26 protein-coding genes are annotated in these 24173 nt (G+C 70.4%); 19 read left to right on the forward strand and 7 right to left on the reverse strand.

Annotated elements, in window-relative coordinates:
• The first annotated feature begins 16 nt into the window (after positions 1 to 16).
• From argJ to OG878_RS31880, 4 genes are read left to right on the forward strand one after another with little or no spacing between them, the layout of a single operon-like run.
• Positions 17 to 1171: a bifunctional glutamate N-acetyltransferase/amino-acid acetyltransferase ArgJ gene (gene argJ, locus OG878_RS31865; RefSeq protein ID WP_328889975.1), complete on the forward strand. Its 1155-nt coding sequence runs from the start codon at positions 17 to 19 to the stop codon at positions 1169 to 1171.
• Entirely contained in the window at positions 1168 to 2097 is a 930-nt protein-coding gene (argB, locus tag OG878_RS31870; RefSeq protein WP_328889976.1) for an acetylglutamate kinase, read from the forward strand. The genes argJ and argB overlap by 4 nt, the downstream gene beginning before the upstream one ends.
• Positions 2094 to 3305 carry an acetylornithine transaminase gene (locus OG878_RS31875; RefSeq protein WP_328889977.1) on the forward strand — a complete coding sequence of 404 codons (1212 nt, stop codon included), beginning with the start codon at positions 2094 to 2096 and terminating at the stop codon, positions 3303 to 3305. The genes argB and OG878_RS31875 overlap by 4 nt, the downstream gene beginning before the upstream one ends.
• A 10-nt stretch (positions 3306 to 3315) precedes the next feature.
• Positions 3316 to 3852: an arginine repressor gene (locus OG878_RS31880; protein WP_328889978.1), complete on the forward strand. Its 537-nt coding sequence runs from the start codon at positions 3316 to 3318 to the stop codon at positions 3850 to 3852.
• 16 nt (positions 3853 to 3868) lie between these two features.
• Here the strand turns inward: OG878_RS31880 and OG878_RS31885 are convergent, their stop codons facing one another.
• The 3 genes from OG878_RS31885 to OG878_RS31895 form a co-directional block, all read right to left on the reverse strand.
• Positions 3869 to 4576 carry a L,D-transpeptidase family protein gene (locus tag OG878_RS31885; protein WP_328889979.1) on the reverse strand — a complete coding sequence of 236 codons (708 nt, stop codon included), beginning with the start codon at positions 4574 to 4576 and terminating at the stop codon, positions 3869 to 3871.
• A gap of 196 nt (positions 4577 to 4772) precedes the next feature.
• Entirely contained in the window at positions 4773 to 5360 is a 588-nt protein-coding gene (locus OG878_RS31890; protein WP_328889980.1) for a pyridoxamine 5'-phosphate oxidase family protein, read from the reverse strand.
• A gap of 153 nt (positions 5361 to 5513) precedes the next feature.
• On the reverse strand, positions 5514 to 6158 hold the full coding sequence (locus OG878_RS31895) for a HEAT repeat domain-containing protein (RefSeq protein WP_328889981.1): 645 nt from the start codon (positions 6156 to 6158) through the stop codon (positions 5514 to 5516).
• Positions 6159 to 6185: 27 nt separating this feature from the next.
• Between OG878_RS31895 and OG878_RS31900 the strand changes: the two genes are divergently transcribed.
• The 4 genes from OG878_RS31900 to OG878_RS31915 all read left to right on the forward strand — a co-directional run bounded on the left by OG878_RS31900 (position 6186) and on the right by OG878_RS31915 (position 10935).
• Entirely contained in the window at positions 6186 to 7379 is a 1194-nt protein-coding gene (locus OG878_RS31900) for an argininosuccinate synthase (RefSeq protein ID WP_328889982.1), read from the forward strand.
• Between the two features lie 89 nt (positions 7380 to 7468).
• On the forward strand, positions 7469 to 8902 hold the full coding sequence (gene argH, locus OG878_RS31905) for an argininosuccinate lyase (RefSeq protein WP_328889983.1): 1434 nt from the start codon (positions 7469 to 7471) through the stop codon (positions 8900 to 8902).
• 71 nt (positions 8903 to 8973) lie between these two features.
• Positions 8974 to 9945: an aldo/keto reductase gene (locus OG878_RS31910; RefSeq protein WP_328889984.1), complete on the forward strand. Its 972-nt coding sequence runs from the start codon at positions 8974 to 8976 to the stop codon at positions 9943 to 9945.
• A 99-nt stretch (positions 9946 to 10044) separates the two neighbouring features.
• Positions 10045 to 10935 carry a sigma-70 family RNA polymerase sigma factor gene (locus OG878_RS31915; RefSeq protein WP_328889985.1) on the forward strand — a complete coding sequence of 297 codons (891 nt, stop codon included), beginning with the start codon at positions 10045 to 10047 and terminating at the stop codon, positions 10933 to 10935.
• A 39-nt stretch (positions 10936 to 10974) separates the two neighbouring features.
• Here the strand turns inward: OG878_RS31915 and OG878_RS31920 are convergent, their stop codons facing one another.
• Entirely contained in the window at positions 10975 to 11490 is a 516-nt protein-coding gene (locus tag OG878_RS31920; RefSeq protein ID WP_328889986.1) for a hypothetical protein, read from the reverse strand.
• Positions 11491 to 11574: 84 nt separating this feature from the next.
• Between OG878_RS31920 and OG878_RS31925 the strand changes: the two genes are divergently transcribed.
• Both OG878_RS31925 and OG878_RS31930 read left to right on the forward strand, forming a co-directional pair.
• Positions 11575 to 12126: a TetR/AcrR family transcriptional regulator gene (locus tag OG878_RS31925; protein WP_328889987.1), complete on the forward strand. Its 552-nt coding sequence runs from the start codon at positions 11575 to 11577 to the stop codon at positions 12124 to 12126.
• Entirely contained in the window at positions 12123 to 13667 is a 1545-nt protein-coding gene (locus OG878_RS31930; RefSeq protein WP_328889988.1) for an MFS transporter, read from the forward strand. The genes OG878_RS31925 and OG878_RS31930 overlap by 4 nt, the downstream gene beginning before the upstream one ends.
• Before the next feature lie 128 nt (positions 13668 to 13795).
• On the opposite strand, the gene OG878_RS31935 is transcribed toward OG878_RS31930, so the two are convergent.
• Positions 13796 to 14467 (reverse strand): lysophospholipid acyltransferase family protein, encoded by a 672-nt coding sequence (locus OG878_RS31935; RefSeq protein ID WP_277325173.1) that lies wholly within the window; start codon positions 14465 to 14467, stop codon positions 13796 to 13798.
• Positions 14468 to 14702: 235 nt separating this feature from the next.
• Here OG878_RS31935 and OG878_RS31940 point away from each other — a divergent pair, with 235 nt between their 5' ends.
• The 3 genes from OG878_RS31940 to OG878_RS31950 all read left to right on the forward strand — a co-directional run bounded on the left by OG878_RS31940 (position 14703) and on the right by OG878_RS31950 (position 17101).
• On the forward strand, positions 14703 to 15881 hold the full coding sequence (locus OG878_RS31940) for a glycerophosphodiester phosphodiesterase (protein WP_328889989.1): 1179 nt from the start codon (positions 14703 to 14705) through the stop codon (positions 15879 to 15881).
• Positions 15882 to 16002: 121 nt separating this feature from the next.
• A complete protein-coding gene (locus tag OG878_RS31945; RefSeq protein ID WP_328889990.1) occupies positions 16003 to 16551 on the forward strand; it encodes a sigma-70 family RNA polymerase sigma factor in 549 nt (182 codons plus the stop codon).
• 46 nt (positions 16552 to 16597) lie between these two features.
• Positions 16598 to 17101, forward strand: coding sequence for a GNAT family N-acetyltransferase (locus OG878_RS31950; RefSeq protein ID WP_328889991.1), 504 nt, complete (start codon positions 16598 to 16600; stop codon positions 17099 to 17101).
• Between the two features lie 19 nt (positions 17102 to 17120).
• On the opposite strand, the gene OG878_RS31955 is transcribed toward OG878_RS31950, so the two are convergent.
• Entirely contained in the window at positions 17121 to 17552 is a 432-nt protein-coding gene (locus tag OG878_RS31955) for a hypothetical protein (RefSeq protein ID WP_328889992.1), read from the reverse strand.
• A 2-nt stretch (positions 17553 to 17554) separates the two neighbouring features.
• Positions 17555 to 17914, reverse strand: coding sequence for a hypothetical protein (locus tag OG878_RS31960; RefSeq protein ID WP_277325168.1), 360 nt, complete (start codon positions 17912 to 17914; stop codon positions 17555 to 17557).
• A 71-nt stretch (positions 17915 to 17985) separates the two neighbouring features.
• Between OG878_RS31960 and OG878_RS31965 the strand changes: the two genes are divergently transcribed.
• The 6 genes from OG878_RS31965 (at position 17986) to cbiE (ending at position 23844) form a co-directional block, all read left to right on the forward strand.
• Entirely contained in the window at positions 17986 to 18633 is a 648-nt protein-coding gene (locus OG878_RS31965; protein WP_328889993.1) for an HAD-IA family hydrolase, read from the forward strand.
• Positions 18634 to 19025: 392 nt separating this feature from the next.
• A complete protein-coding gene (locus OG878_RS31970; RefSeq protein ID WP_328889994.1) occupies positions 19026 to 20105 on the forward strand; it encodes a methionine ABC transporter ATP-binding protein in 1080 nt (359 codons plus the stop codon).
• The gene (locus OG878_RS31975; protein ID WP_328889995.1) at positions 20102 to 20773 is read left to right on the forward strand and encodes a methionine ABC transporter permease; all 672 of its coding nucleotides are present in this window, start codon (positions 20102 to 20104) and stop codon (positions 20771 to 20773) included. The genes OG878_RS31970 and OG878_RS31975 overlap by 4 nt, the downstream gene beginning before the upstream one ends.
• A 75-nt stretch (positions 20774 to 20848) precedes the next feature.
• A complete protein-coding gene (locus tag OG878_RS31980; RefSeq protein WP_328889996.1) occupies positions 20849 to 21715 on the forward strand; it encodes a MetQ/NlpA family ABC transporter substrate-binding protein in 867 nt (288 codons plus the stop codon).
• 102 nt (positions 21716 to 21817) lie between these two features.
• A complete protein-coding gene (locus tag OG878_RS31985) occupies positions 21818 to 22495 on the forward strand; it encodes a GNAT family N-acetyltransferase (RefSeq protein WP_328889997.1) in 678 nt (225 codons plus the stop codon).
• Between the two features lie 119 nt (positions 22496 to 22614).
• Positions 22615 to 23844 (forward strand): precorrin-6y C5,15-methyltransferase (decarboxylating) subunit CbiE, encoded by a 1230-nt coding sequence (gene cbiE / locus OG878_RS31990; RefSeq protein WP_328889998.1) that lies wholly within the window; start codon positions 22615 to 22617, stop codon positions 23842 to 23844.
• Positions 23845 to 24173: the final 329 nt, after the last annotated feature.

A 24173-nucleotide genomic window follows, 5' to 3' on the forward strand; every position in this document is an offset into this window, starting at 1 on the left:
CGAACGAGGAGATGCAGTGAGCGTCACGGCAGCACAGGGATTCTCGGCGGCGGGCATCGCCGCGGGGATCAAGGAGAGCGGCAACCCGGACCTGGCCCTCGTGGTCAACCGCGGCCCGCGTCGCGCCGCCGCGGGCGTCTTCACCTCCAACCGCGTCAAGGCCGCCCCCGTCCTCTGGTCGGAGCAGGTCCTCAAGGGGGGCGAAGTCACCGCCGTCGTACTCAACTCCGGTGGCGCCAACGCCTGCACGGGCCCGCAGGGATTCCAGGACACCCACGCCACCGCCGAGAAGGCCGCCGAGGTCCTCATCGGTCACAGCGCCGGTGAGATCGCCGTCGCCTCGACCGGGCTGATCGGCACACTGCTCCCGATGGACAAGCTGCTGCCCGGCATCGAGAAGGCCGCCGCGGAGCTGAGCGAGCACGGCGGCGAGAGGGCCGCCATCGCGATCAAGACTACGGACACCGTCCACAAGACCGCCGTCGCGGGCGGCGAGGGGTGGACCGTCGGCGGTATGGCCAAGGGCGCGGGCATGCTCGCGCCGGGACTTGCCACCATGCTGGTCGTCCTCACCACCGACGCCGATGTGGACGCGGCCGGACTCGACTCCGCGCTGCGCGCCGCGACCCGCACCACCTTCGACCGGGTCGACTCCGACGGCTGCATGTCGACCAACGACACCGTGCTGCTGCTGGCCTCCGGCGCGAGTGGGATCACCCCTGGGCAGGACGAGTTCGCCGAGGCCGTACGGGCCGTCTGCGCCGATCTGGCCCGGCAGCTGATCGGCGACGCGGAGGGCGCCTCCAAGGACATCCGGATCGAGGTCGTCAACGCCGCGACCGAGGAAGACGCCGTCGAGGTGGGCCGTTCCATCGCCCGCAACAACCTCCTCAAGTGCGCCATCCACGGCGAGGACCCCAACTGGGGCCGGGTCCTCTCCGCGATCGGCACGACGAAGGCCGTTTTCGAACCCGACCAGCTCAATGTCGCGATCAACGACGTCTGGGTCTGCAAGAACGGCAGTGTCGGCGAGGACCGCGGCCTCGTCGACATGCGCTACCGCGAGGTGAAGATCACCGCCGACCTCGCCGCCGGTTCCGAGTCGGCCGTCATCTGGGCCAACGACCTCACCGCGGACTACGTCCACGAGAACAGCGCGTACAGCTCATGAGCACGGCGCGGAAGCACACCGCACTCCCGAAGGCGCAGATCCTCATCGAGGCGCTGCCGTGGCTGACCCGGCACAACGGGAAGACCGTCGTCATCAAGTTCGGCGGAAACGCCATGGTCGACGACGAGTTGAAGGCGGCCTTCGCCCAGGACGTCGTCTTCCTGCGGCAGGCCGGCCTCAAGCCCGTCGTCGTGCACGGCGGCGGGCCGCAGATCAACGCCCAGCTCGACAAGCAGGGCCTGGTCAGCGAGTTCAAGGCCGGGCTGCGCGTCACCACGCCGGAAGCGATGGACGTCGTACGGATGGTGCTGGCCGGACAGGTCCAGCGCGAGCTCGTCGGCCTGCTCAACCAGCACGGCCCGCTCGCCGTCGGCATGACCGGTGAGGACGCCCGGACCATCACGGCCACCCAGCACCGGCCTCTCATAGACGGTGAACTCGTCGACATCGGCCGGGTCGGTGAGATCACCGCGATCGACACCGGGGCCATCCAGGCGCTGCTGGACGACGGCCGGATCCCGGTCGTCTCCTCCATCGCGCGCTCCGCCGACGACAATCACGTCTACAACGTCAACGCCGACACGGCGGCCGCCGCACTCGCCGCCGCGCTGAACGCCGAGACGCTGATGGTCCTCACCGACGTCGAGGGTCTCTACGAGGACTGGCCCAACAGCGACGACGTGATCAGCAGGCTCACCGCCGGCGAGCTGGAGAAGCTGCTGCCGGACCTGTCCAGCGGCATGGTCCCGAAGATGCAGGGCTGCCTGCACGCCGTACGCAACGGTGTCGAGACCGCCCGTGTCATCGACGGCCGGGTCCAGCACTCGATCCTGCTGGAGATCTTCACCGACGAAGGTGTCGGCACGATGGTCGTGCCCGACGCACCCGACTCACCCGAAGCACCCGACGCACAGGGGGAAGCATGACCAACGCCGAGCTTTCGCAGCGCTGGCAGGGCTCGCTCATGGACAACTACGGCACCCCGCGGCTCCCTCTGGTCCGCGGCGAGGGCGCCCATGTGTGGGACGCCGACGGCACCGAGTACCTCGACTTCGTCGGCGGTATCGCGGTGAACGCGCTGGGCCACGCCCACCCCGCCGTCGTCGAGGCCGTCTCCACCCAGATCGCCTCCCTCGGCCATGTCTCCAACCTCTTCATCGCCGAACCGCCCGTCGCGCTCGCCGAACGGCTCCTGCAGCTCTTCGGCCGGACCGGACGCGTCTACTTCTCCAACTCGGGCGCCGAGGCCAACGAGGCCGCCTTCAAGATCGGCCGGCTCACCGGCCGGTCCCATATGGTCGCGACCGACGGCGGCTTCCACGGCCGGACCATGGGCGCCCTCGCGCTCACCGGCCAGCCGAAGAAGCGGGAGCCCTTCCTCCCGCTGCCCGGCGATGTCACGCATGTGCCGTACGGCGATGTGGACGCCCTCCGGGCCGCGGTGACCAACGACACCGCGCTGGTGATCATCGAGCCCGTCCAGGGCGAGAACGGTGTGGTCGTCCCGCCCAAGGGCTACCTGGAGGCCGCCCGGGAGATCACCCGGGCCACCGGCACCCTGCTCGTCCTCGACGAGGTGCAGACCGGTGTCGGACGGTGTGGCCAGTGGTTCGAGCACCAGGCCCACCAGGGCGTCGAGCCCGACATCGTCACCCTCGCCAAGGGGCTCGGCGGCGGACTTCCGATCGGCGCCACCGTCGCCTTCGGTGCGACGGCCGACCTGCTCAAGCCCGGCCAGCACGGCACGACGTTCGGCGGCAACCCGATCGCCTGCGCCGCCGGTCTCGCGGTCCTGGACACCCTCGCCGCCGACGGTGCACTGGACCGGGTGAAGCGGCTCGGCGAGAAGATCCGGGACGGCGTCGAGGGGCTGGGGCACCCATTGGTCTCCCACGTCCGTGGCTCCGGCCTGCTGCTGGGTATCGTGCTCACCGAGCCCCTCGCGCCTCAGGTGCAACAGGCGGCTCAGGGAGCCGGACTTCTGGTGAACGCACCCGCCCCCGATGTCGTGCGGCTCATGCCGCCGCTGATCATCGGTGACGCGGAGGTGGACGCGTTCCTCGAGGCACTGCCCGGCGCTCTCGACGCGGCACACGGGGACGGACGATCGGGAGAGAAGAGCTCCGGAGAATGAGGCGACGACGATGACCGAGGCGCAGGAATCCGAGTTCGGCGGGCCGTCCGTACCGCAGACCCGCACGGCACGCCACCGCCGGATCGTGGACATCCTGAACCGGCTGCCGGTGCGCTCGCAGAGCCAGCTGGCGAAGCTGCTGGCCGATGACGGACTGAGCGTCACCCAGGCGACGCTCTCCCGCGATCTGGACGAACTCGGCGCGGTGAAGATCCGCAACACCGGCGGCGAGCTGATCTACGCGGTGCCGAGCGAGGGTGGCTTCCGCACCCCGCAGGCACCGCTCGGCGAGTCCGCCAAGGAGGAGCGGATGCGGCGTCTCTCCAGCGAACTGCTCATCTCGGCGGAGGCCTCGGCCAACCTCGTGGTGCTGCGTACGCCTCCGGGCGCGGCCCAGTTCCTCGCCTCGGCCATCGACCAGGCCGAACTGCACGACGTCCTCGGCACCATTGCGGGCGACGACACGCTTATGCTGATCAGCCGCGACCCGGCGGGTGGTCAGGCGCTCGCCGACCACCTGCTGCGGCTGGCGCAGAACGAGCGGTGAGCCACGCCGGCCCGGCTCAGTAGCGGGTGATCGCGGTCGGGCCCGAACGGGTCCCGATCGCGATGTGCGGACGCCGGGCCGGATCCGCCCAGGCCAGGATCCGGTCCATCGCGCCCGCCGGTACGGAGACACAGCCGGCGGTCGCACCGTCCCCGTTCACGTGCAGAAATATCCCCGCACCCCGCCGGCGGACCGGCCGGTGGTAGTTGAACCCGACGACCAGGGCGCGGGCGTACTGCACCGGGTACGTGATCAGGTGTTCGGCCTCGCCCGCCCGGCAGTCCGCGGGCCGCGGTTCCACCCAGCGGTTGCAGGCGCGGGCCTTGTTGTCCTGGCACCACCAGGAGCGGTCGCTGACCCGGCGGTACGGATAGCGGGTTCCGCCCGGCGCCGCCTCGACCCCGAAGGCGTACGGAAGGTCGTACAGGCCGGCGGGCGTGGTGTCGGTGCTCTGCCTGCGCGTCGCCCCCTCGGCCAGCCCCTTCGCGCCGAACCGGGCGCGCGCCGACCCGGCCGCCACCCAGCGACCGCCTCGCAGGTCCCACCAGGTGACCGTGCCTGTCGTGGACGTGGTGTGCGCGGCCTCGGCGGTGATCAACTGGGCGCCGCCACCCGTGTCGGCCATGCGGTCGGCGAGCGGGCGCCCGGGGAAGGGAGCGGCGGCCGTGAGCGTGGCGGTGGACAGGGCCAGCGCGGCGGAGGCGAGTGCGAGAGCGGGGCGCATGCTGTCCGACCGTATGCGGGCCAGGGGCGTTCCGCCGCCGGGGCGGAGCCGAACGGGGGTGGACTCCGACGAGGCGTGGCCCGAGGCGTTCTGCGACGGGCAGGCCGGGGACTGCTCCGGCCGGAAGCACCCGGCGGCTTCGGGTCCGCTCCGTGAACGTGCCGTACCGACCGGCCGCCCGGGAGGACGAGAACGGTCAATCCGTCCGCACGGGGAGCGGCAACGGCAGGGCGGGCAGCCCGTCCAGGCTCTGGGCCACATGCTCCTTGCGTTCGCAGTACGCGTTGAACTCGTCGTCCGACTGGCGGTTGAAATGCTCGGCATGCATGGTCCGCTCCTCGCGGTAGTCCATGAACGGCACAGCGAAACCGCAGGCGTCGCTGACCCGCCGGGCCCGCACCACGATGATCGCGCGGGCCCCCTGCCCGGTGGCCGCCTCCTTCGCGAAGTGCGCGATGTACTCGGACCAGCGCGGGTCGTCCCGGAGGACCACCTCGCCCTCGCCGTGCACCCGCAGCACCTTCGGCGGCCCGCTGAAGGCACACCACATCAGTGTGATCCGCCCGTTCTCCCGCACATGCGCGATGGTCTCGGCGCCGCTCCCGCCGAAGTCCAGGTAGGCGAGCGTCAGTTCATCGATCACGACCAGGGTTCCCGCCCGCCCCTTGGGGGACACATTCACATGCCCGTCCCCGGCCAGCGGGGCGGTCGCGGTGAAGAAGACCGGCTGTTCCTCGATGAATGTGCGGATGCGTCCGTCGATACGTTCATACAGCTTTCCCATGCGGCGATTATCGGCACCCATGCGGCGCCCGGCGGAGGCATTTCAACCGGTGGGACGCTGCTGCCGGACCAACCGCGCGGACATGGGCGCGCAACAGCCGCGCCGCCGCCGCACGGAGCGCACACGGCCGGTCGCCCCGGTCCTGACGAGCAGTCACTCGTGCGGTATCCGGTCGGCGTCCGGCAGCAGAGCCTGTGTCACCGCCCGGACAACGGCGGGTGACGGGTCGCCGAGGAGGGGCCGCAGCCTTTCGTGCCGCACCGCGTCGAGCGCGCGCAGACCGGTGACGGCGTGGACGCGGACTGCGGCTGCAGGATGCGTCACCAGGGACCACAGCGCCGGGGCGTCCTTCCTGGTGCCGCACTCGCCGAGCCCGGCGAGGGCCGCGGGACGGGCGGCCGGGTCGGTGCACATCGACCGGTAGAGAGGGAGCGGATCGATGCCGCCCTGCCGCAGTACATAGCGGGCACAGGCCCCTACGACCCCGGACCGGTCGGCGAGGAACACCGCGGCCTCGTCATGCCGCCCGGCCCGCCGCAGCGCGGTGACACCGACGGCCCGCACCCGGGGCGACCGCGCGGACAGCAGCGGGTCCAGCACCTCGTCGTACGCCCCGTCCCGCATTCCCGCGATCGCGGCCTCCGCGCACAGTGTCTGGACGGGCCCATCGTCCGAGGCGGCGGCTGCGGTGCGAGCCGGCGCGGCCGGGGCGAGGAGACGGCCCGGTTCGGGCGTTCGGGTGAGCCGTTCACCAGCAGCTTTGACAAATAATACGGAGGACTGCATAGTTATACCCATCAGTGATTGCACCGTAAGGAGAAACCCGTGACCGAGCGCGTCGTACTCGCCTACTCGGGCGGCCTGGACACCTCCGTCGCCATCGGCTGGATCGCCGAGGAGACGGGCGCCGAGGTCATCGCCGTTGCCGTGGACGTCGGCCAGGGCGGCGAGGACCTGGACGTCATCCGTAAGCGTGCGCTCGCCTGCGGTGCCGTCGAGGCCGAGGTCGCGGACGCCAAGGACGAGTTCGCCGAGGAGTACTGCCTCCCGGCGATCAAGGCCAACGCCCTCTACATGGACCGCTACCCGCTGGTGTCGGCGCTCTCCCGGCCGACCATCGTCAAGCACCTCGTCGCCGCCGCCAACAAGCACAACGCCGGCATCGTCGCCCACGGCTGCACCGGCAAGGGCAACGACCAGGTCCGCTTCGAGGCCGGCATCTCCGCGCTCGGCCCCGACCTGAAGTGCATCGCCCCGGTCCGTGACTACGCGATGACCCGGGACAAGGCGATCGCCTTCTGCGAGGAGAAGAACCTCCCGATCGCGACCACCAAGAAGTCCCCGTACTCCATCGACCAGAACGTCTTCGGGCGCGCCGTCGAGACGGGCTTCCTGGAGGACATCTGGAACGCGCCGATCGAGGACATCTACGAGTACACCGAGAACCCGGCCACCCCGCGCGAGGCCGACGAGGTCGTCATCTCCTTCAAGGAGGGCGTCCCGGTCGCCGTCGACGGCAAGCCCGTCACCGTCCTCCAGGCCATCCAGCAGCTCAACGAGCGGGCCGGCGCCCAGGGCATCGGCCGGATCGACATGGTCGAGGACCGGCTCGTCGGCATCAAGTCCCGCGAGGTGTACGAGGCCCCGGGCGCGATCGCACTGATCACCGCCCACCAGGAGCTGGAGAACGTCACCGTCGAGCGCGAACTGGCCCGCTACAAGCGGCAGGTCGAGCAGCGCTGGGGCGAGATGGTCTACGACGGCCTGTGGTTCTCCCCGCTCAAGCGCGCCCTGGACGGCTTCATCAACGAGGCCAACCAGCACGTCACCGGCGACATCCGGATGACGCTGCACGCCGGCCGCGCCGTCGTCACCGGCCGGAAGTCCAGCGAATCGCTGTACGACTTCAACCTCGCCACCTACGACTCGGGCGACACGTTCGACCAGTCCAAGGCGCAGGGCTTCATCGAGATCTTCGGCCTCTCGTCGAAGATCGCCGCCAAGCGTGACCTGGCCTGACGCCACCCCGTTTACGTCACCGCCTCCCCGTTGCTCCGCGGCGGGGAGGCGCTCGCACATCCACCCTCTTGTCTCTTGAGGAGCACGCAGTGAGCAATGGCAACGGCAACGGCGACGTACGCCTCTGGGGCGCCCGCTTCGCCGACGGTCCGGCCGAGGCGCTGGCGAAGCTGTCCGCCTCCGTCCACTTCGACTGGCGGCTCGCGCCGTACGACATCGCCGGCTCCCGCGCCCACGCGCGCGTCCTCAACAAGGCGGGGCTGCTCACCGAGGACGAGCTGACCCGGATGACCGCCGGTCTCGACCAGCTGGAGGCCGATGTCGCCGACGGGTCGTTCACCGGCACCATCGCCGACGAGGACGTCCACACCGCGCTGGAGCGCGGCCTGCTGGAGCGTCTCGGCCCGGACCTCGGCGGCAAGCTGCGCGCGGGCCGGTCGCGCAACGACCAGGTCGCCACGCTCTTCCGGATGTACCTGCGTGACCACGCCCGGATCATCGGCGGTCTGATCGCCGAGCTCCAGGACGCGCTGGTCGGCCTCGCCGAGGCCCACCCGGACGTCGCCATGCCGGGCCGGACGCACCTCCAGCACGCCCAGCCCGTCCTCTTCGCCCACCACGTCCTGGCCCACGTGCAGTCCCTGTCCCGGGACGCCGAGCGGCTGCGGCAGTGGGACGAGCGGACGGCCGTGTCCCCGTACGGCTCCGGCGCGCTGGCCGGCTCCTCGCTCGGGCTCGACCCGGAGGCGGTCGCTGCGGACCTCGGCTTCGAGCACGGTTCCGTCGCCAACTCCATCGACGGCACGGCCTCCCGCGACTTCGTCGCCGAGTTCGTGTTCATCACCGCGATGATCGGCGTGAACCTGTCCCGGATCGCGGAGGAGATCATCATCTGGAACACGAAGGAGTTCTCCTTCGTCACCCTGCACGACGCCTTCTCCACCGGCTCCTCGATCATGCCGCAGAAGAAGAACCCGGACATCGCCGAGCTGGCCCGCGGCAAGTCCGGGCGCCTGATCGGCAACCTGACGGGCCTGATGGCCACACTGAAGGCCCTCCCGCTCGCGTACAACCGCGACCTCCAGGAGGACAAGGAGCCGGTCTTCGACTCCTGCGACCAGCTCGAGATCCTGCTGCCCGCCTTCACCGGCATGATGGCCACGCTGACCGTCAACCGCGAGCGGATGGAGGAGCTGGCCCCGGCCGGCTTCTCGCTGGCCACCGACATCGCCGAGTGGCTGGTCAAGCAGGGCGTGCCGTTCCGTGTCGCGCACGAGGTCGCGGGCGAGTGCGTCAAGGAGTGCGAGCAGCACGGCATCGAGCTCGACGAGCTCACCGACGAGCAGTTCGCGAAGATCTCCCCCCACCTCACCCCCGAGGTCCGCACGGTCCTCGACGTGCCGGGCGCGCTCGCCTCCCGTGACGGCCGCGGCGGTACGGCCCCGTCGGCCGTCGCCGTGCAGCTCGCCGAGGTCAAGCACGACCTGGCGGCGCAGCACGCCTGGGCGACGGCCCGCCGGTAGGTGCGCGAACGGCATCGCGGGCTACGTTGGTCGGGAAGGAAAGACGGAACCCGACCCACGAGGAGCCCGCGATGCCCTTCAGCCGCCTGGCTTCAGCGACGACCCCGACCGCCCACATCGGGCTCGGCCTGGCCGCGGTCGGCAGGCCCGGCTACATCAATCTCCACCGCGACCGGGACCTGCCCGGGACCCGCAGTGTCGACGCACTGCGCGAGCTCACCCTCGAGCTGCTCGACGCCGCCTACGCGCAGGGCGTCCGCTACTTCGACGCCGCCCGCTCCTACGGCCGCGCCGAGGAGTTCCTCGGTGACTGGCTGACCCTCCGCCCTGACGTGAGCGATGTCGTCGTCGGCAGCAAATGGGGCTACACCTACACCGCCGACTGGACCGTCGACGCCGAGGAGCACGAGGTCAAGGACCACAGTCCGGCCGCCTTCGCACGCCAGCGCGCCGAGACCGAGGCGCTGCTCGGTGACCGGCTCGACCTCTACCAGATCCACTCGGTGACGCCCGACAGCCCGGCCCTCACCGACAAGGAACTGCACGAGCGGCTCGCTGCACTCGCCGCCGACGGCGTCACCGTCGGCCTCTCCACCAGCGGCCCCGCCCAGGCGGACGCGATCCGGAGGGCCCTCGCCGTGACGGTCGACGGCGAACCCCTCTTCCGTACCGTCCAGGCCACCTTCAACGTCCTGGAGACATCGGCCGGACCGGCGCTCGCCGAGGCGCACGACGCCGGGCTCACCGTGATCGTCAAGGAGGCGCTGGCCAACGGCCGGCTTGCCGGGACGGAAGCTCCCGCCGTCGTCCAGGAGATCGCTGCCACCGCGGAACTCGGCAGTGACGCGGCCGCGCTCGCGTTCGTCCTGCGCCAGCCGTGGGCCGGTGTCGTCCTCTCCGGCGCGACGACCGTCCTGCAGCTCGCCGGCAACCTCCACGCGCCGCTCCTCGACCTCGACGAGCAGCGGCTGACCCAGCTGGACACGCTGGTGGAGGACCCCGAGGCGTATTGGCGCCACCGCGCCGGGCTGCCCTGGAGCTGACCGGCGCAACGCACCACGAGCCGGTGAACCCCGGTCCTGTCACATCTGCCCGCTGCGCAACGTCAATGCTGTGACGGAACGCTACGGAGGAATGGGCCTGTGGACGAGCACGAGTTTCTGGCGGAACGCTTCGAGGAGAGCCGGGCCCATCTGCAGGCCGTGGCCTACCGGATGCTCGGCTCGTCCGCCGACGCGGACGACGCCGTCCAGGAAGCCTGGATCCGGCTCAGCCGCACCGACGGCCGGCAGATCGAGAACCTGGGCGGCTGGCTGACCACGGTGGTCGGCCGGGTCTGTCTGGACATGCTGCGCTCGCGCCGGTCGCGGCGCGAGGAGTCCCTGGAGGCACGGGTGCCCGGCGACGACGCCCCCGCTCCGGTCCTCGGCCCTCAGCCCGGCAGCGACCCCGAACAGCAGGCGCTGGTGGCCGATTCGGTCGGGCTGGCGCTGCTGGTGGTGCTGGAGACGCTGGACCCGGCCGAACGGCTCGCCTTCGTGCTCCACGACATGTTCGCGGTGCCGTTCGACGAGATCGGCCGCATCGTGGACCGGACTCCGGCCGCGGCCCGGCAGCTCGCCAGCAGGGCCCGCCGCCGCGTCCAGGGTGTGGACCGGCTGCCGGACCCCGATCTCATCCGGAAACGGGAGGTCGTCGACGCGTTCCTGGCCGCTGCCCGGGGCGGCGACTTCGATGCGCTGGTGGCCGTGCTGGACCCGGACGTGGTGGCGCGGTCGGACGGCGGTGCCGGCGCTCCCACGGTGGTGCGCGGGGCCGTTTCGGTCGCCCGCCAGGCGATCATGTTCGCGCCGTTCGCCCGGTCGGCGCAGCCGGCGCTCGTCGACGGGGCCCCGGCGGTCATCTCGATCACCGAGGGGCAGAGGTTCTCCGTCATGCGCTTCACGATCGAGCGGAGCAGGGTCGTCGAGCTGTATGTGATCAACGATCCGGCCCGCCTTCCCGAGCTGGACCTGGTCGTTCTGAACGACTGACGGCGGAGTTCCCGCAAGGACCGGGACGGACGGCGTGCCTTACCCGTCCCGGTCCGCCGCCCACTGCGCCAGCGCGTCGAAGTCCGCCTGCTCCAGACCGGTCCAGGGGTCTATCCGGCGCAGCAGCGCGTCGCGCTGTCCCTGCCCGGTGATCCACGCCCGGTCCCGCTCGGTGATCTCGTCGTCGACCCAGGCGAACGGCCGTCCGGCCGCGTACTCCACGACGTACTGCGTCTTCCAGAACGTTCCGTCGGGTGCCCCGCCGTGCATCGTCGGCCAGTCGATGTACGGCAGCGGCGGCAGCCCGAGATGCGGGGCGACCCACTCGTTGGCCTCGTCCTTCCACGTCGTCGCCCAGACCAGGGTGTACCGGTCGGCTAGCGCCAGCAGTGCGGTGCCGTGGTCCGGATTGAGCAGGACGGGCAGGGCGGGGCCGTCGGTCCACCCCGTCGGCCGCATCCGATGGACCAGGTATCCGTCCGGCGGCCGGCGGAGTGACAGCGCCGCGTACGGATTGAGCGGACCGTCGATGTCGATCAGCAGCAGCGGCTTCATGGCGCCATGGTCCCCTCTCCCGGAGAGGGGGGCGATGGATTATTCAATGAGACAAATATGTCTCATCTGGGTTACTGTCGTCTCATGACTCTCGACCGTGCGCAGGTGTTGCGCAGCGCCGCCTCACTCCTGACCCGGAAATCGACCGCCACCATGGACGAGGTCGCCAGGGCCGCGGGCATCGGACGCGCCACCCTGCACCGGCACTTCGCCGGACGGGACGCCCTGGTCAGGGCGCTGGAGGAGTTGGGGATCCAGGAGTTCGAAGCGGCTCTCGACGCCGCCGCGCTCGACGAGGGGACCTCGGAGGAGGCGCTGCGCCGGCTGATCGCGGCCGTGCAGCCGAGCGCCGGACTGCTGTCCTTCCTCGTCACCGAGAACCAGCTCTTCGAGGGCGACCAGGTGAACGAGGGCTGGGACCGGCTGGACGCGCGGGTCTCCGCCTTCTTCCGGCGCGGCCAGGAGCGCGGCGAGTTCCGCATCGACCTGACCCCCGCCTGGCTGACCGAGGCCCTGTACGGGCTCGTTTCCACCGGCGCATGGGCCGTTCAGGCGGGCCGGGTGGCAGGACAGGACTTCGCGTACATGATCGTCGAGTTGCTGCTCGGCGGAGCACGCCGGAGCGTGGAGCAATGACCGGCATCGACCAGCAGGCACGGACCACCGACGAGCTGCGCCGCCCCGGTCGGTGGATCGCGCTGGCCGTGCTCGTACTCGCCGTACTGCTGGTGGCGATCGATGCCACCGTGCTGGGCCTGGCCACACCGTTCCTCACCGAGGATCTCGAGCCGACCGGCACCCAGCTGCTCTGGATCGGCGACGTCTACTCGTTCGTCATCGCCGGGCTCCTGGTCTCCATGGGCAGCCTCGGAGACCGCATCGGCCGCAAGAAGCTGTTGCTGAGCGGTGCCGCCGCGTTCGGCGCGGTCTCCGTGCTCAACGCGTACGCGAGCAGCCCCGAGATGATGATCCTGGCGCGGGCACTGCTCGGTGTCGCGGGCGCCACCCTGATGCCGTCCACCCTCGCCCTGATCCGGAATCTCTTCAACGACCCGCGCGAGCGCTCCTTCGCGATCGGTGTCTGGGGCGCCATGGCCTCCGCGGGCGCGGCCGTCGGCCCGGTCGTCGGAGGGTTCCTGCTGGAGCACTTCTGGTGGGGGTCGGTCTTCCTGATCAACCTGCCGGTGATGGCGGTCCTCGTGGTCGTCGGCATCAGGTTGATCCCCGAGTCCAAGAACCCGGCGCCGGGCCCCTGGGACCTGATCAGTGTGGGGCTCTCCCTGGTCGGCATGGTCGGCGTCGTGTACGCCATCAAGGAGCTGGCCGCGCACGGCGGGAGCTGGGAGGTCGCCGTCGCCGGTGTCGGCGGTACGGCCCTGCTCTGCTGGTTCGTGCGCAGGCAGCTCACGCTGGCCGATCCACTGCTGGACATGCGGCTCTTCCGTCACCGCGGCTTCTCGGGCGCGGTCCTCGCCGACCTGCTGACCATCCTCGGCCTGTCCGGGCTGGTCTTCTTCCTCTCCCAGTTCCTCCAACTGGTCCAGGGGCGCGGTCCGCTGGAGGCAGGACTCGCCGAGCTGCCGGCCGCCGTCGGCGCGGTGACCTGCGGGCTGATCGCCGGCCGGGCCGCCCGCCGCTTCTCGGTGCGGTTCGTGGTGTCCGCCGGGCTCGCGGCGGTCGGCGTCTCGCTCGCCGCGGTCACCCTGGTCCACAAGGAGACCGGCTATCCGCTGATCGGGCTTCTGCTGCTGGTCGTCGGCATCGGCGCGGGATTCGCCTTCACCGTCACCTCCGACGTGATCCTCTCCAGCGTCCCGAAGGAGCACGCGGGGTCCGCCTCGGCGGTCTCCGAGACGGCGTACGAACTCGGCGCGGCCCTCGGCATCGCTCTGCTCGGCTCCATCGTCACCGGCGTCTACCAGGACTTCGTCACCCCGCCCGGCGTCCCGGCCGGGGCCGCGGCGGCAGCCCACGACTCACTGGGCGGCGCCGTCGAAGCGGCCCAGGGTCTCCCGGCCGGGCAGGGGCACGCCCTGGTCTCGGCGGCGCAGGAGTCGTTCGTCGACGGGCTGCACATCGCCGCGGGAATCGGTGCGGCGGTCCTGCTGGCGACGGCGGCGGCCGCATGGTTCCTGCTGCGCGGCCAGGCGCTGGACGAGGAGATCGAGCACCCGTAGGGCCCGTCCGGCGCAGAGCCCGGCCGGCCGTGCGCGCCTTCGGCCGTAGGAGTGGTCAGGGGATGCGGAAGGGCCCGTACCGCCGAGCGGGGGTACGGGCCCTTCGGATGTTCCGGGGATCCGCCGGGTCAGGCGGCCTTCGCCTTCGTCGCATACATGTCGACGTACTCCTGGCCGGACAGCCGCATCACCTCGGCCATCACGGAGTCGGTCACCGCCCGCAGCACATAGCGGTCGCGGTCCATGCCCTCGTAGCGGGAGAACTCCATCTGCTCGCCGAAGCGGACCGTCACCTTGCCGGGCCGGGGGAGTCCCGCACCGCCGGGCTGCAGCTTGTCCGTGCCGATCATGGCGAACGGAACCACCGGCGCACCCGTCATCAGCGTCAGCCGTGCGATGCCCGTACGGCCCCGGTAGAGCCGGCCGTCGGGGGAGCGAGTGCCCTCGGGGTAGATGGCGAACGCCTTGCCCTCCTCCAGCACCCGACGGCCCGTCATCAGCGCCGCGACACCGCCGCGCCCGCCGTCCCGGTCCACCGGGATCATGCCGCAGCCCGTGAAGAACCAGGCCATCAGCCGGCCCTTCAGCCCCTTGCCCGTCACGTACTCGTCCTTGCCGATGTAGAACACCGGCCGGTCGCAGCAGATCGGCATGATCATCGAGTCGATGAACGTCAGGTGGTTGCCCGCGAGGATCACCGGACCGTCCCCGGGGATGTTCTCCACGCCCTCCACCTGGGGGCGGAACATCAGGCGCAAGAGCGGTCCGAGCACTGCCTTGATGAGTGCGTGTCGGGACAACGGTTCCTCCGGTGCAGGGGCCAGGGCCGGCCGAGGTGCGGGATCGTGACGGTATATGCAGGTGAGGACGATACTCGCGGGTACTCGCCGATCGCACATCGGGTTCATCCAGTGGATACGCACTGTTGACGTGTGTTTCGGCTGTGTTCGTCCACGGGATGCCACCCGGATGGCGCAGCTCCCTACGCTCGGGCCTCGCTCGACGGTGCCACACATCACATGCGAGGGAGCAATCATGACAGAGCGCGCGCAGGCGAACCCCGGTCGTCGGACCGTCCTGGGAGCGGGGGCGGCCGTACTCGGAACGGCCGCCCTCTCCCTGTCCGGCACGGCGAGCGCCGCCGGGAACACGGCCGGGGCCCCCGCGGAACTGTCCGGCGGCCACGGCCACCGTCTGGACCTGCCGGTGCCCACGGTGATCGGACACCGCGGGACCAGCGGCTACCGCCCCGAGCACACACTGGGCTCGTACCAGCTGGCCCTCGACATGGGCGCACACATCATCGAGCAGGACCTGGTACCCACCAAGGACGGCCATCTCGTCTGCCGTCACGAGAACGACATCACCGCCACCACCGATGTCGCCGACCACCCGGAGTTCGCGAGCCGCAGGACGACGAAGAGCGTCGACGGTGTCTCCCTCACCGGCTGGTTCACCGAGGACTTCACCCTCGCCGAGCTGAAGACGCTCCGCGCCAAGGAGCGTATCCCGGGCAACCGCCAGAAGAACACGCTCTACGACGGCCGCTGGGAGGTCCCCACCTTCGAAGAGGTACTGCAGTGGGCCGACCGCGAGGGCCACCGGCGCGGAAAGCAGGTCTGGCTGTACGTCGAGACCAAGCACCCCACCTACTTCCGCGGCCTCGGCCTCGGTCTGGAGGAGCCGCTCGCCAAGCTGCTGCGGCGCTACAACCGCCACCGTGCGCAGTCGCCGCTCATCCTCCAGTCGTTCGAGCCCAGCAGCATCCAGCGGCTGTCGAAGCTCGTCGCCACCCCGCGTGTCGTTCTGCTCTCCGGAGCGGGATCGCGTCCCTGGGACTTCGTGGCGACCGGCGACCCGCGTACGGTCGACGACCTCGTGAAGCCCTCCGGGCTGGCGTGGATGGCGTCCTTCGCGCAGGGCATCGGCCCCACCCTGGACCTGATCATCCCCAAGGATGCGTCGGGCCGGCTCGCCACTCCGACCACTCTGGTGAAGGACGCGCATGCGCAGGGCCTGATCCTGCACCCGTACACCATGCGCAACGAGAACACCTTCCTGCCGGCCGACTTCCGGCGCGGTACGGACCCCAATGCCTACGGCGACGCATTCGGTGCGTTCCGGGCGTACTTCGCGTCGGGCATCGACGGGATCTTCTCCGACAACCCGGACACGGCTCTGCTCGCCGCGGCGGACTTCACCAGGAACCGGTAGCCCGGAGCGCCACCAGGACCTGACGCATCCCCCGCGTCAGCACCCGACCGGGGCATGCCCCGGTCGGGTGGTGCGTCCCGCGGACGGCAACCGGCCGCCGCGGGTCCGCGTCGGGTGGGGCATGACACTTCTCGCAGCCGCCCCCGCCGCGGCCCCCGCGTCCGTCGTCCACGCCCTGCACCCCCTCGTCAGCGCCGAGGCGACGGCCGAGGCGAGCGACGCGGCGGCGGGCGCAGCCGTCGAACCCGCCGATCTCGAACAGGCGGTCTGGCTGCGGCTGCTGGAGCTGCTCGCGGATCAGGGGCCGCCGGCCGACCCGGCCCGCTGGGTCCGCGACACCGTACGGGCGGAGGCGCGCCGCGCCCGCCGTGCCGCCCGGCGCGAACGTCCGTACACCGACGGGACCACCGCGGATCCCGCCCGCTGCCCCGAGCGGTCGGCGGTCGGTGCCGACGAACGCAGGGCGCTGCACGCCGCGGTGGAACGGCTGCCCGGACGGTGTGCCCGGCTGCTGGCGGAGATGCTCTCCCCGGGCGATCCCACCTACCGGGAGATCGCAGGGAAGTTGGGTATGTCACAAGGCAGTTTGGGCCCGATCCGTTCCCGATGCCTTGGATGTCTGCGCAGAATGCTCGCGGCGGAGGTTGTCGTTCCTGAAGTGCGGGGATAGGAGCGTTAGACAACCGGTGGATCAGTTGAGCGGGAGGCATGCACACATGGGCATGAGCGTGATCATCTCGGCGGCTACGGCGGAGGACGCCGAACAGATCTTGAAACTCCAGTACCTCTGCTTCCAGAGCGAGGCGGAGCTGTACGGGAACTACCGGATCGACCCGCTGGTGCAGACCCTCGAATCGGTCCGCAGCCAACTGACCGCGCATCTCGTGTTCGTGGCGCGGCTCGGCGACGAGGTCGTCGGTGCGGTGTGCGGGTCCACCGACCCGGACGGCACCGGCGAGATAGCGCGGCTCTGTGTCCACCCCCGGCTCCAGCGGCACGGCCTCGGCGCCCGGCTGCTGAAGGCCGCGGAGTCCGCACTCGCGGACGAGCGGTCGGCCACCCGCTTCCGGCTGCACACGGGGCACCGCAGCGAGGTCAATCTGCGGCTCTACCGGAGGGCGGGTTACGCACCCGTGGGCAACACCACCGGTCAGGACGGCGTCCGGCTGGTCCAGTTGGAGAAGGACGCCGCCGCACCGGCCTACGTGGCCAGCGCCTGAGCGGCGACGGGCCCGGACGTCACCCGTTCTTCGAGCGGCGCAGCCAGATCATCCCGGTGACCGGCAGGATCACCGGGATGAACAGGTAGTCCCTGCCCAGGTACGACCAGACGGTGGCGTCCGTGAAGGCCGACGGCTCGACCAGCGTCCACGTACCGACGATCAGCACGCCCGCGAGCTCGGCGGCGCAGCACACCAGCGCCGTCCTGCGGGCCCTTTCGCCGCCGCGCACCAGCGAGTACGTGATGAAGCCGTACACCAGGGCGGCGACGGCAGACAGCACGTACGCGAGCGGCGCCTTGCCGAAGTCCAGGATCATCTGGACGATCGAACGGGAGGCGGCCGCCACGGTGAACACCCCGTAGAACCAGACCAGTACGCGGCCGGGGCCGGCGCTCAGCTCGAACCGGGCCTTCTGTGCGGAACCGGAGGTGGTGTCGGTCTCGGTCACGGTCAGCTTCCCCAGATGTCGTAGAGCCGTACTTCCAGAACAGCCAGCACGACCGCGCCGGCCGCCACCGTCACCGAACCCCACCGGGTCCGCTCGGTCAGCGACAGAAAACCTGCCGCGGGCACGGCTGCGAAGGCCCCGATCAGGTAGCAGATGAAGATCGTCATGCCCTGCTCCGGCCGGTGGCCCCCGGCCAGCAGCACGATCCCCACCACCAGCTGGGCCAGCGCCAGCAGCGACACCACGGCCATTCCGATGAAGTGCCAGTCCTTGGTCGGCTGGTCCCGGTAGGCGGCGAATCCGCACCAGGCGGCGAGGGCGAGCGCGGTCACGGCGACCGCGATCGTCAGGGCGTCAAGCATGAGCTGAGGGTATTACGGACCAAATGGCCCGCTGCGTGCGCCCCCGGGCCCGGGGACTAGGGTCGGCGACCATGAAGATCCACGCCGAGGCCCTGCTGTTCGACAACGACGGAACGCTGCTCTCCTCCATCGAGTCGGTGTTCCGCTGCTGGATCCGATGGGCCCAGGAGTACGGCGTCACGGCGGAGGACTTCACCGGCGTCGAGCTGCACGGCCGCACGGCCGTCGAGATCATCGCCGATCTGCTGCCCGAGGACCGGGTCGACGGTGCCCTGGCCCGTATCGAGCAGCTGGAGATCGAGGACGTCCCCGGCGGGGTCGAGGTGCTCCCGGGCACCAAGGAACTGCTCGGTTCGCTGCCCGCGGACCGCTGGGCCGTCGTCACCTCCGCGACCCGGCCGCTCGGCGAGGCACGGCTGCGCGAGGCCGGGATCGACTTTCCTGTGATGATCGCCGCCGAGGACGTCACCCGTGGCAAGCCGGACCCCGAGCCCTATCTGCTCGCGGCCCGTCGCCTCGGCATCGACCCGGCCCGCTGCGTGGTCTTCGAGGACGCCCCCGCAGGGCTGCGGGCCGCACGGGCCGCAGGGATGAGGACCGTGGCCTTGACCACAACACACGACCGCGAAGAGCTGGCGGCGGACGCGGTCGTCGCCGACCTCTCCGCCATATCGGTGCAGGTCACAGCCGTAGGACTGGAGATCTCCACCGCGAACTGAACCGGATGGCGCGACCATCCACGCCTGTCCGCTATTCGGACGGGTGGGCCTGGCGGATCATCGCTTCTGTTTTACTTGCCGCATGACCACGACGAGCGAACGCATCCTTGCGACCGAGGCGATCACCACGCCCGGTGCTCGTTGTATGTGTCGAATGCGCGCCTTCTGAGGGCCCCCGCCTGAGTCTCGCGCCCCGAAGCGAGATCGAGCTCCACGCCGTCCGTACCGAGCGGAACGAGCCTGCCCGAGCATGTGCTGCCCCCGGCCATCCGCCGCCCGCAGCAGTGCCGAGACACACCGGCCCGAACACCCGAGTCCGAACAGTCTCTTCAGACGAATGCCCCGTGCCCGGCGGACACCGCGCCGCGCACTCGACAGTGACGGAAACCCCTGTGATCACCACGACGGGCCTCACGAAGGTCTACCAGGCGCGCGGCCGTGAGGTCACCGCCCTCGACGGCGTCGACCTGCATGTCCGCGAAGGCGAGGTGCACGGCGTCATCGGACAGAGCGGCGCCGGCAAGTCCTCCCTGATCCGCTGCATCAACCTGCTGGAGCGCCCCACCTCGGGCACCGTGACCGTGGCCGGCCAGGACCTCACCGCTCTCGCGGGCCGGGGCCGCCGCGCCGGCAAGGAGCTCCGCGAGGCGCGCAGCCGGATCGGCATGGTCTTCCAGCACTTCAACCTGCTGGCCTCGCGCACGGTCCAGGACAACATCGAGCTCCCGCTGGAGATCCTCGGCGTCTCCGGCCGCGACCGGACCCGCAAGGCGCTCGAACTTCTCGACCTGGTCGGCCTCGCCGACAAGGCGAAGGCGTACCCCGGCCAGCTCTCCGGCGGTCAGAAGCAGCGCGTCGGCATCGCCCGCGCACTGGCCGGTGACCCCAAGGTGCTGCTCTCCGACGAGGCGACGTCCGCCCTCGACCCCGAGACCACCCGGTCCATCCTCCAGCTGCTGCGCGATCTCAACCAGCAGCTCGGCCTGACCGTTCTGCTGATCACGCACGAGATGGACGTCGTCAAGACGATCTGCGACTCGGCCGCCCTCATGCAGAAGGGGCGCATCGTCGAGTCCGGCACCGTCGCGGAACTGCTCGCCACCCCCGGCTCCCAGCTGGCCCACGAGCTGTTCCCGGTCGGCGGTACGGCCTCCGGCCCCGACCGCACGGTCGTCGACGTCACCTTCCACGGCGAAGCCGCGACCCAGCCGGTGATCTCCCAGCTCGCCCGTACGTACAACATCGACATCTCGATCCTGGGCGCCGCGATGGACACCGTCGGCGGCAAGCAGATCGGCCGGATGCGCATCGAGCTGCCCGGCCGCTTCGAGGAGAACGTCGTGCCGATCGGCTTCCTGCGCGAGCAGGGCCTGCAGGCCGAGATCGTGGACACGGCCGTCGCCGCGTCCGTCCCCGTACAGACCCCCGCCGTACTCACCCAGACCCCGCTCGCCAAGGAGGTGGCCAAGTGACCTGGTCCGAAATGCAGCCGCTGCTGTCCCAGGGAACCTTCGACACCCTGTACATGGTGCTGTGGTCCGCGGTCGTCACCGTCCTCGTCGGCCTGCCGCTCGGTGTGCTGCTCGTCCTCACCGACAGGGGCGGACTGCTCCAGAACACCGTGGTGAACAAGGTCATCGGCGTGATCGTGAACATCGGCCGTTCGCTGCCGTTCATCATCCTGCTCATCGCCCTGATCCCCTTCACCACCTGGGTCGTCGGCACCTTCATCGGACCGACCGCGATGATCGTGCCGCTGGCCGTCGGCGCCATCCCGTTCTTCGCCCGGCTCGTCGAGACGTCGGTCCGCGAGGTCGACCACGGGCTCGTCGAGGCCGTCCAGTCGATGGGCGGATCCATTCCGACGATCGTCCGCAAGGTCCTGCTCCCGCAGGCCCTTCCGTCGCTCGTCTCCGGCGTCACCACCACCGTGATCGCGCTCATCGGTTACTCCGCGATGGCCGGTGCGGTCGGCGGCGAAGGGCTCGGCGCCAAGGCCGTCACCTACGGATTCCAGCGCTTCGACAACCAGTTCATGCTCATCACGGTCGCCCTGCTGATCGTGATCGTGACCGTGATCCAGCTGATCGGTGACGTGGCCGTGCGCCTGCTGGCACGCCGGGGCCGCACCGCCTCCTGAGACTTTCTCTCCGCTCACAGGCCCGAACTCCTTGTCCGGGCGCACCACCTTCACCACCAGAAAGAGGCACTTTTCGTGCGTAAGAACATCAAGATCACCGCAGCTGCCGCTGCCACCGCCGCTCTCGCCTTCGGCCTCACCGCCTGCGGCACGTCGTCCGACCCGGCCTCCAAGAGCGAGACCGGTGCCAACGCCGACACATCCGAGGCGCTCGTCGTCGCCGCGTCCCCGACGCCGCACGCCGACATCCTGAACTACATCAAGAAGAACCTGGCCGCCAAGGCGGGCCTCAAGCTGGAGGTCAAGGAGTTCACGGACTACGTCCTGCCGAACACCGCCACCGAGACCGGCCAGGTCGACGCCAACTACTTCCAGCACCGGCCGTACCTCGACGACTTCAACAAGAAGAACAACACCCACATCGTCCCGGTCGCCAATGTGCACCTGGAGCCGCTCGGCCTCTACTCCAACAAGGTCAAGGGCCTGGGGGACATCAAGCCCGGCCAGACGATCGCCGTGCCGAACGACACCACGGACGAGGGCCGCGCCCTCCAGCTGCTCGCCGCGAACGGACTGATCACTGTCAAGGACGGCGTCGGCACCAACGCCAAGATCAGTGACATCACGGACAAGAAGGGCCTGGAGTTCAAGGAGCTGGAGGCCGCAACCGTGCCCCGCGCCCTGAACGATGTCGACGCCGCCGTCATCAACGGCAACTACGCCATCCAGGCCAAGCTCAAGCCCGCCAAGGACGCCATCGTGCTGGAGAAGGCGGAAGGCAACCCGTACGCCAACCTGCTCGCCGTGAAGAAGGGCAACGAGAAGGACCCCCGCGTCCAGAAGCTCGTGAAGCTCCTCCACTCCGACGAGGTCAAGAAGTTCATCGAGGACACCTACCAGGGCTCGGTCATCCCCGACTTCGGCCCCCTCGCCGCCTCCTGACACCCGAACCGTACGAGCGTGGCCGAGCCCCGCGCACCCCACCGGGGTGCGCGGGGCTCGGCCGTGCGCACCCGGCCATGCACAACGTCCGCCCGATGCTGCATGCTGTGCCTTTACACGGTCTTCGGCATGGAGCTGCGCATGACTTCCACCTTTCCGTCCATCTCCATCAGCACGGATCGGTTGGTGCTGCGCCCGTTCGACATGACGGACGTCCCCGCGTACATCGAGATGATGAACGACGAACTCGTCACCGCCTGGACCGATGTGCCCCACCCCTACACCGAGGTCGACGCGGAACGGTGGGTGCGCAGGATCGCTCCCGCACAGCGCACCGGCGGCGACGGCATCGTCTTCGCCGTGACCGAATTCCTGACCCAGCGGCTCGTCGGCTCGGTCCGCCTCCAGCACACCGACTGGCGCACCCTCGCGACCGAGGCCGCGTACATCACCGCCCCCTGGGCCCGCGGTGAGGGTTACGCCACCGAGTCCGTGCTGGCGCTCGCCCAATGGCTCTTCCGTGACCAGGGCTTCGAACGCATCGAGCTGCGCACCGCCGCCGACAACACCGCCTCCCAGCAGGTGGCCCAGAAGCTCGGCTGCATCAGCGAGGGTGTCCTGCGCAACGCCCGGATAGCGCGCACCCAGACCGAGGACGGCGGCTGGACCGACTTCAGGACCGATCTGATCGTCTGGGGCCTGCTTCCCGAGGACCTCGAGGGCGTCGCCGAGCAGCTGGCCGACGCGGGCGGCTACGGCGGCTACAACGACTGGAACTGAGGCCGGAGCCGGCGCCGGGGACCGCGCTGGTCCGGACCTGTGGGGGACCAGGTACTCTCACCCTGCCCGCCGCCTCGTGGGCATTCCCACCTGCGACGACTCCAGGAGACTGACGACAGATGGCCGATCGGGTCACGGTGATCGGCTGGGACGGCTCGCCGCTGACCGCAGCGGCCACGGCCGCTCTCTCGGCCGCCACCCTCGTCGCGGGCGCCGCACACCACCTCGCACTCCCCGAAGTCCCGGCGACCGCCGAACGGATCCGCCTCGGCTCCATCGACCTGGCCGCCCGCAGGATCGCCGGCCATCGCGGCAGCGCCGTGGTCCTCGCCGACGGCGACCCCGGCTTCTTCGGAGTCGTACGCAATCTCCGCGCACCCGAACACGGCCTCGAAGTCGAAGTCGTGCCGGCGGTGTCCGCCGTCGCCACCGCGTTCGCCCGCGCGGGAATGCCCTGGGAGGACGCCCAGATCGTCGTCGCCCACCCCCGCACCCTGCGCCGCGCCGTCAACGTCTGCCGCGCCCACCACAAGGTCGCCGTCCTCACGTCGCCCGGCGCGGGCCCCGCCGAGCTCGCCCTGCTCCTCGAAGGCGTCCACCGGACCTTCGTCATCTGCGAGGAACTCGGCACCGCACGCGAGCAGGTCACCGTCCTCACCTCGGACAAGGCCGCCGACCACGTCTGGCGCGACCCGAATGTCGTGATCGTCATCGGGAGCGGCCCCGAACAGCAATCGACCGGATCCTGGATCGCCGGACGCCATCCCCATGGCGTACGCGGCTGGGCGCTGCCCCCCGCGGCGTACTCCGGGGGCGCCGCGGACCCTGACGGGGAGTGCGGCGAAGGCGAGTCCGCAGGGCTGCGGGCCGCTCAACTCGCCCGCCTCGGCCCGCGCACCGGCGACCTCGTCTGGGATGTCGGCTCCGGCGGCGGGGCCCTGGCCGTCGAGGCGGCACGGTTCGGCGCGGCGGTCCTGGCCGTCGACAGCGACCCCGGCGCCTGCGCCCGTACGGCAGCCGCGGCCCGGGCCTTCGGCGTACAGGTCCAGGTCGTCCAGGGCCGTGCTCCCCATGTGCTGGAGCGGCTGCCCGAGCCCGATGTCGTACGCATCGGAGGGGGCGGAGTCCCCGTCGTCACGGCCGTCGCCGACCGCCGGCCGGAGCGCATCGTCACCCACGCGTCGACCCGGGACGAGGCCGAGGCCCTCGGCGCGGCACTCTCCGGGAACGGGTACACCGTCGAGTGCTCGCTCCTCCAGTCCGTCGAACTCGACACGGCCGCATGGTCGGAGCGCGAACGCTCGGTCGTGTTTCTGCTCTCGGCGCTGCGCTCGGACCTCGCCCCGTGACCCGGTCGGCATACGGCGCGGGGTAGGCTGGCCGATCGTTGTACCGCACCCGTTCGTTCGTCGCTTCGTTCGTCAATGTCCGGAAAAGGGGACCGTTTTGGACCCCGTTGTGGTACAGCGGACCCGGGGGGTGCGCAACGTGGCGCAGTCCACATCGAGCCGTGGCGGAACTGCCTGCCGCGGCGGCGAACGGCCGCGAGAATGTTGGATGTCCGCGACCGATTCGTGCCGCGCGGCGAGCCCGCTCGTTCTTCATGACGAGCACCGGCGTGCCGTGGTCGGGCGTCCCGGGCGAAGGGCCGAAGGAGCACTGACGATGGGCGAGGGGT

Source organism: Streptomyces sp. NBC_00316, assembly GCF_036158715.1.
Lineage (GTDB): Bacteria > Actinomycetota > Actinomycetes > Streptomycetales > Streptomycetaceae > Streptomyces.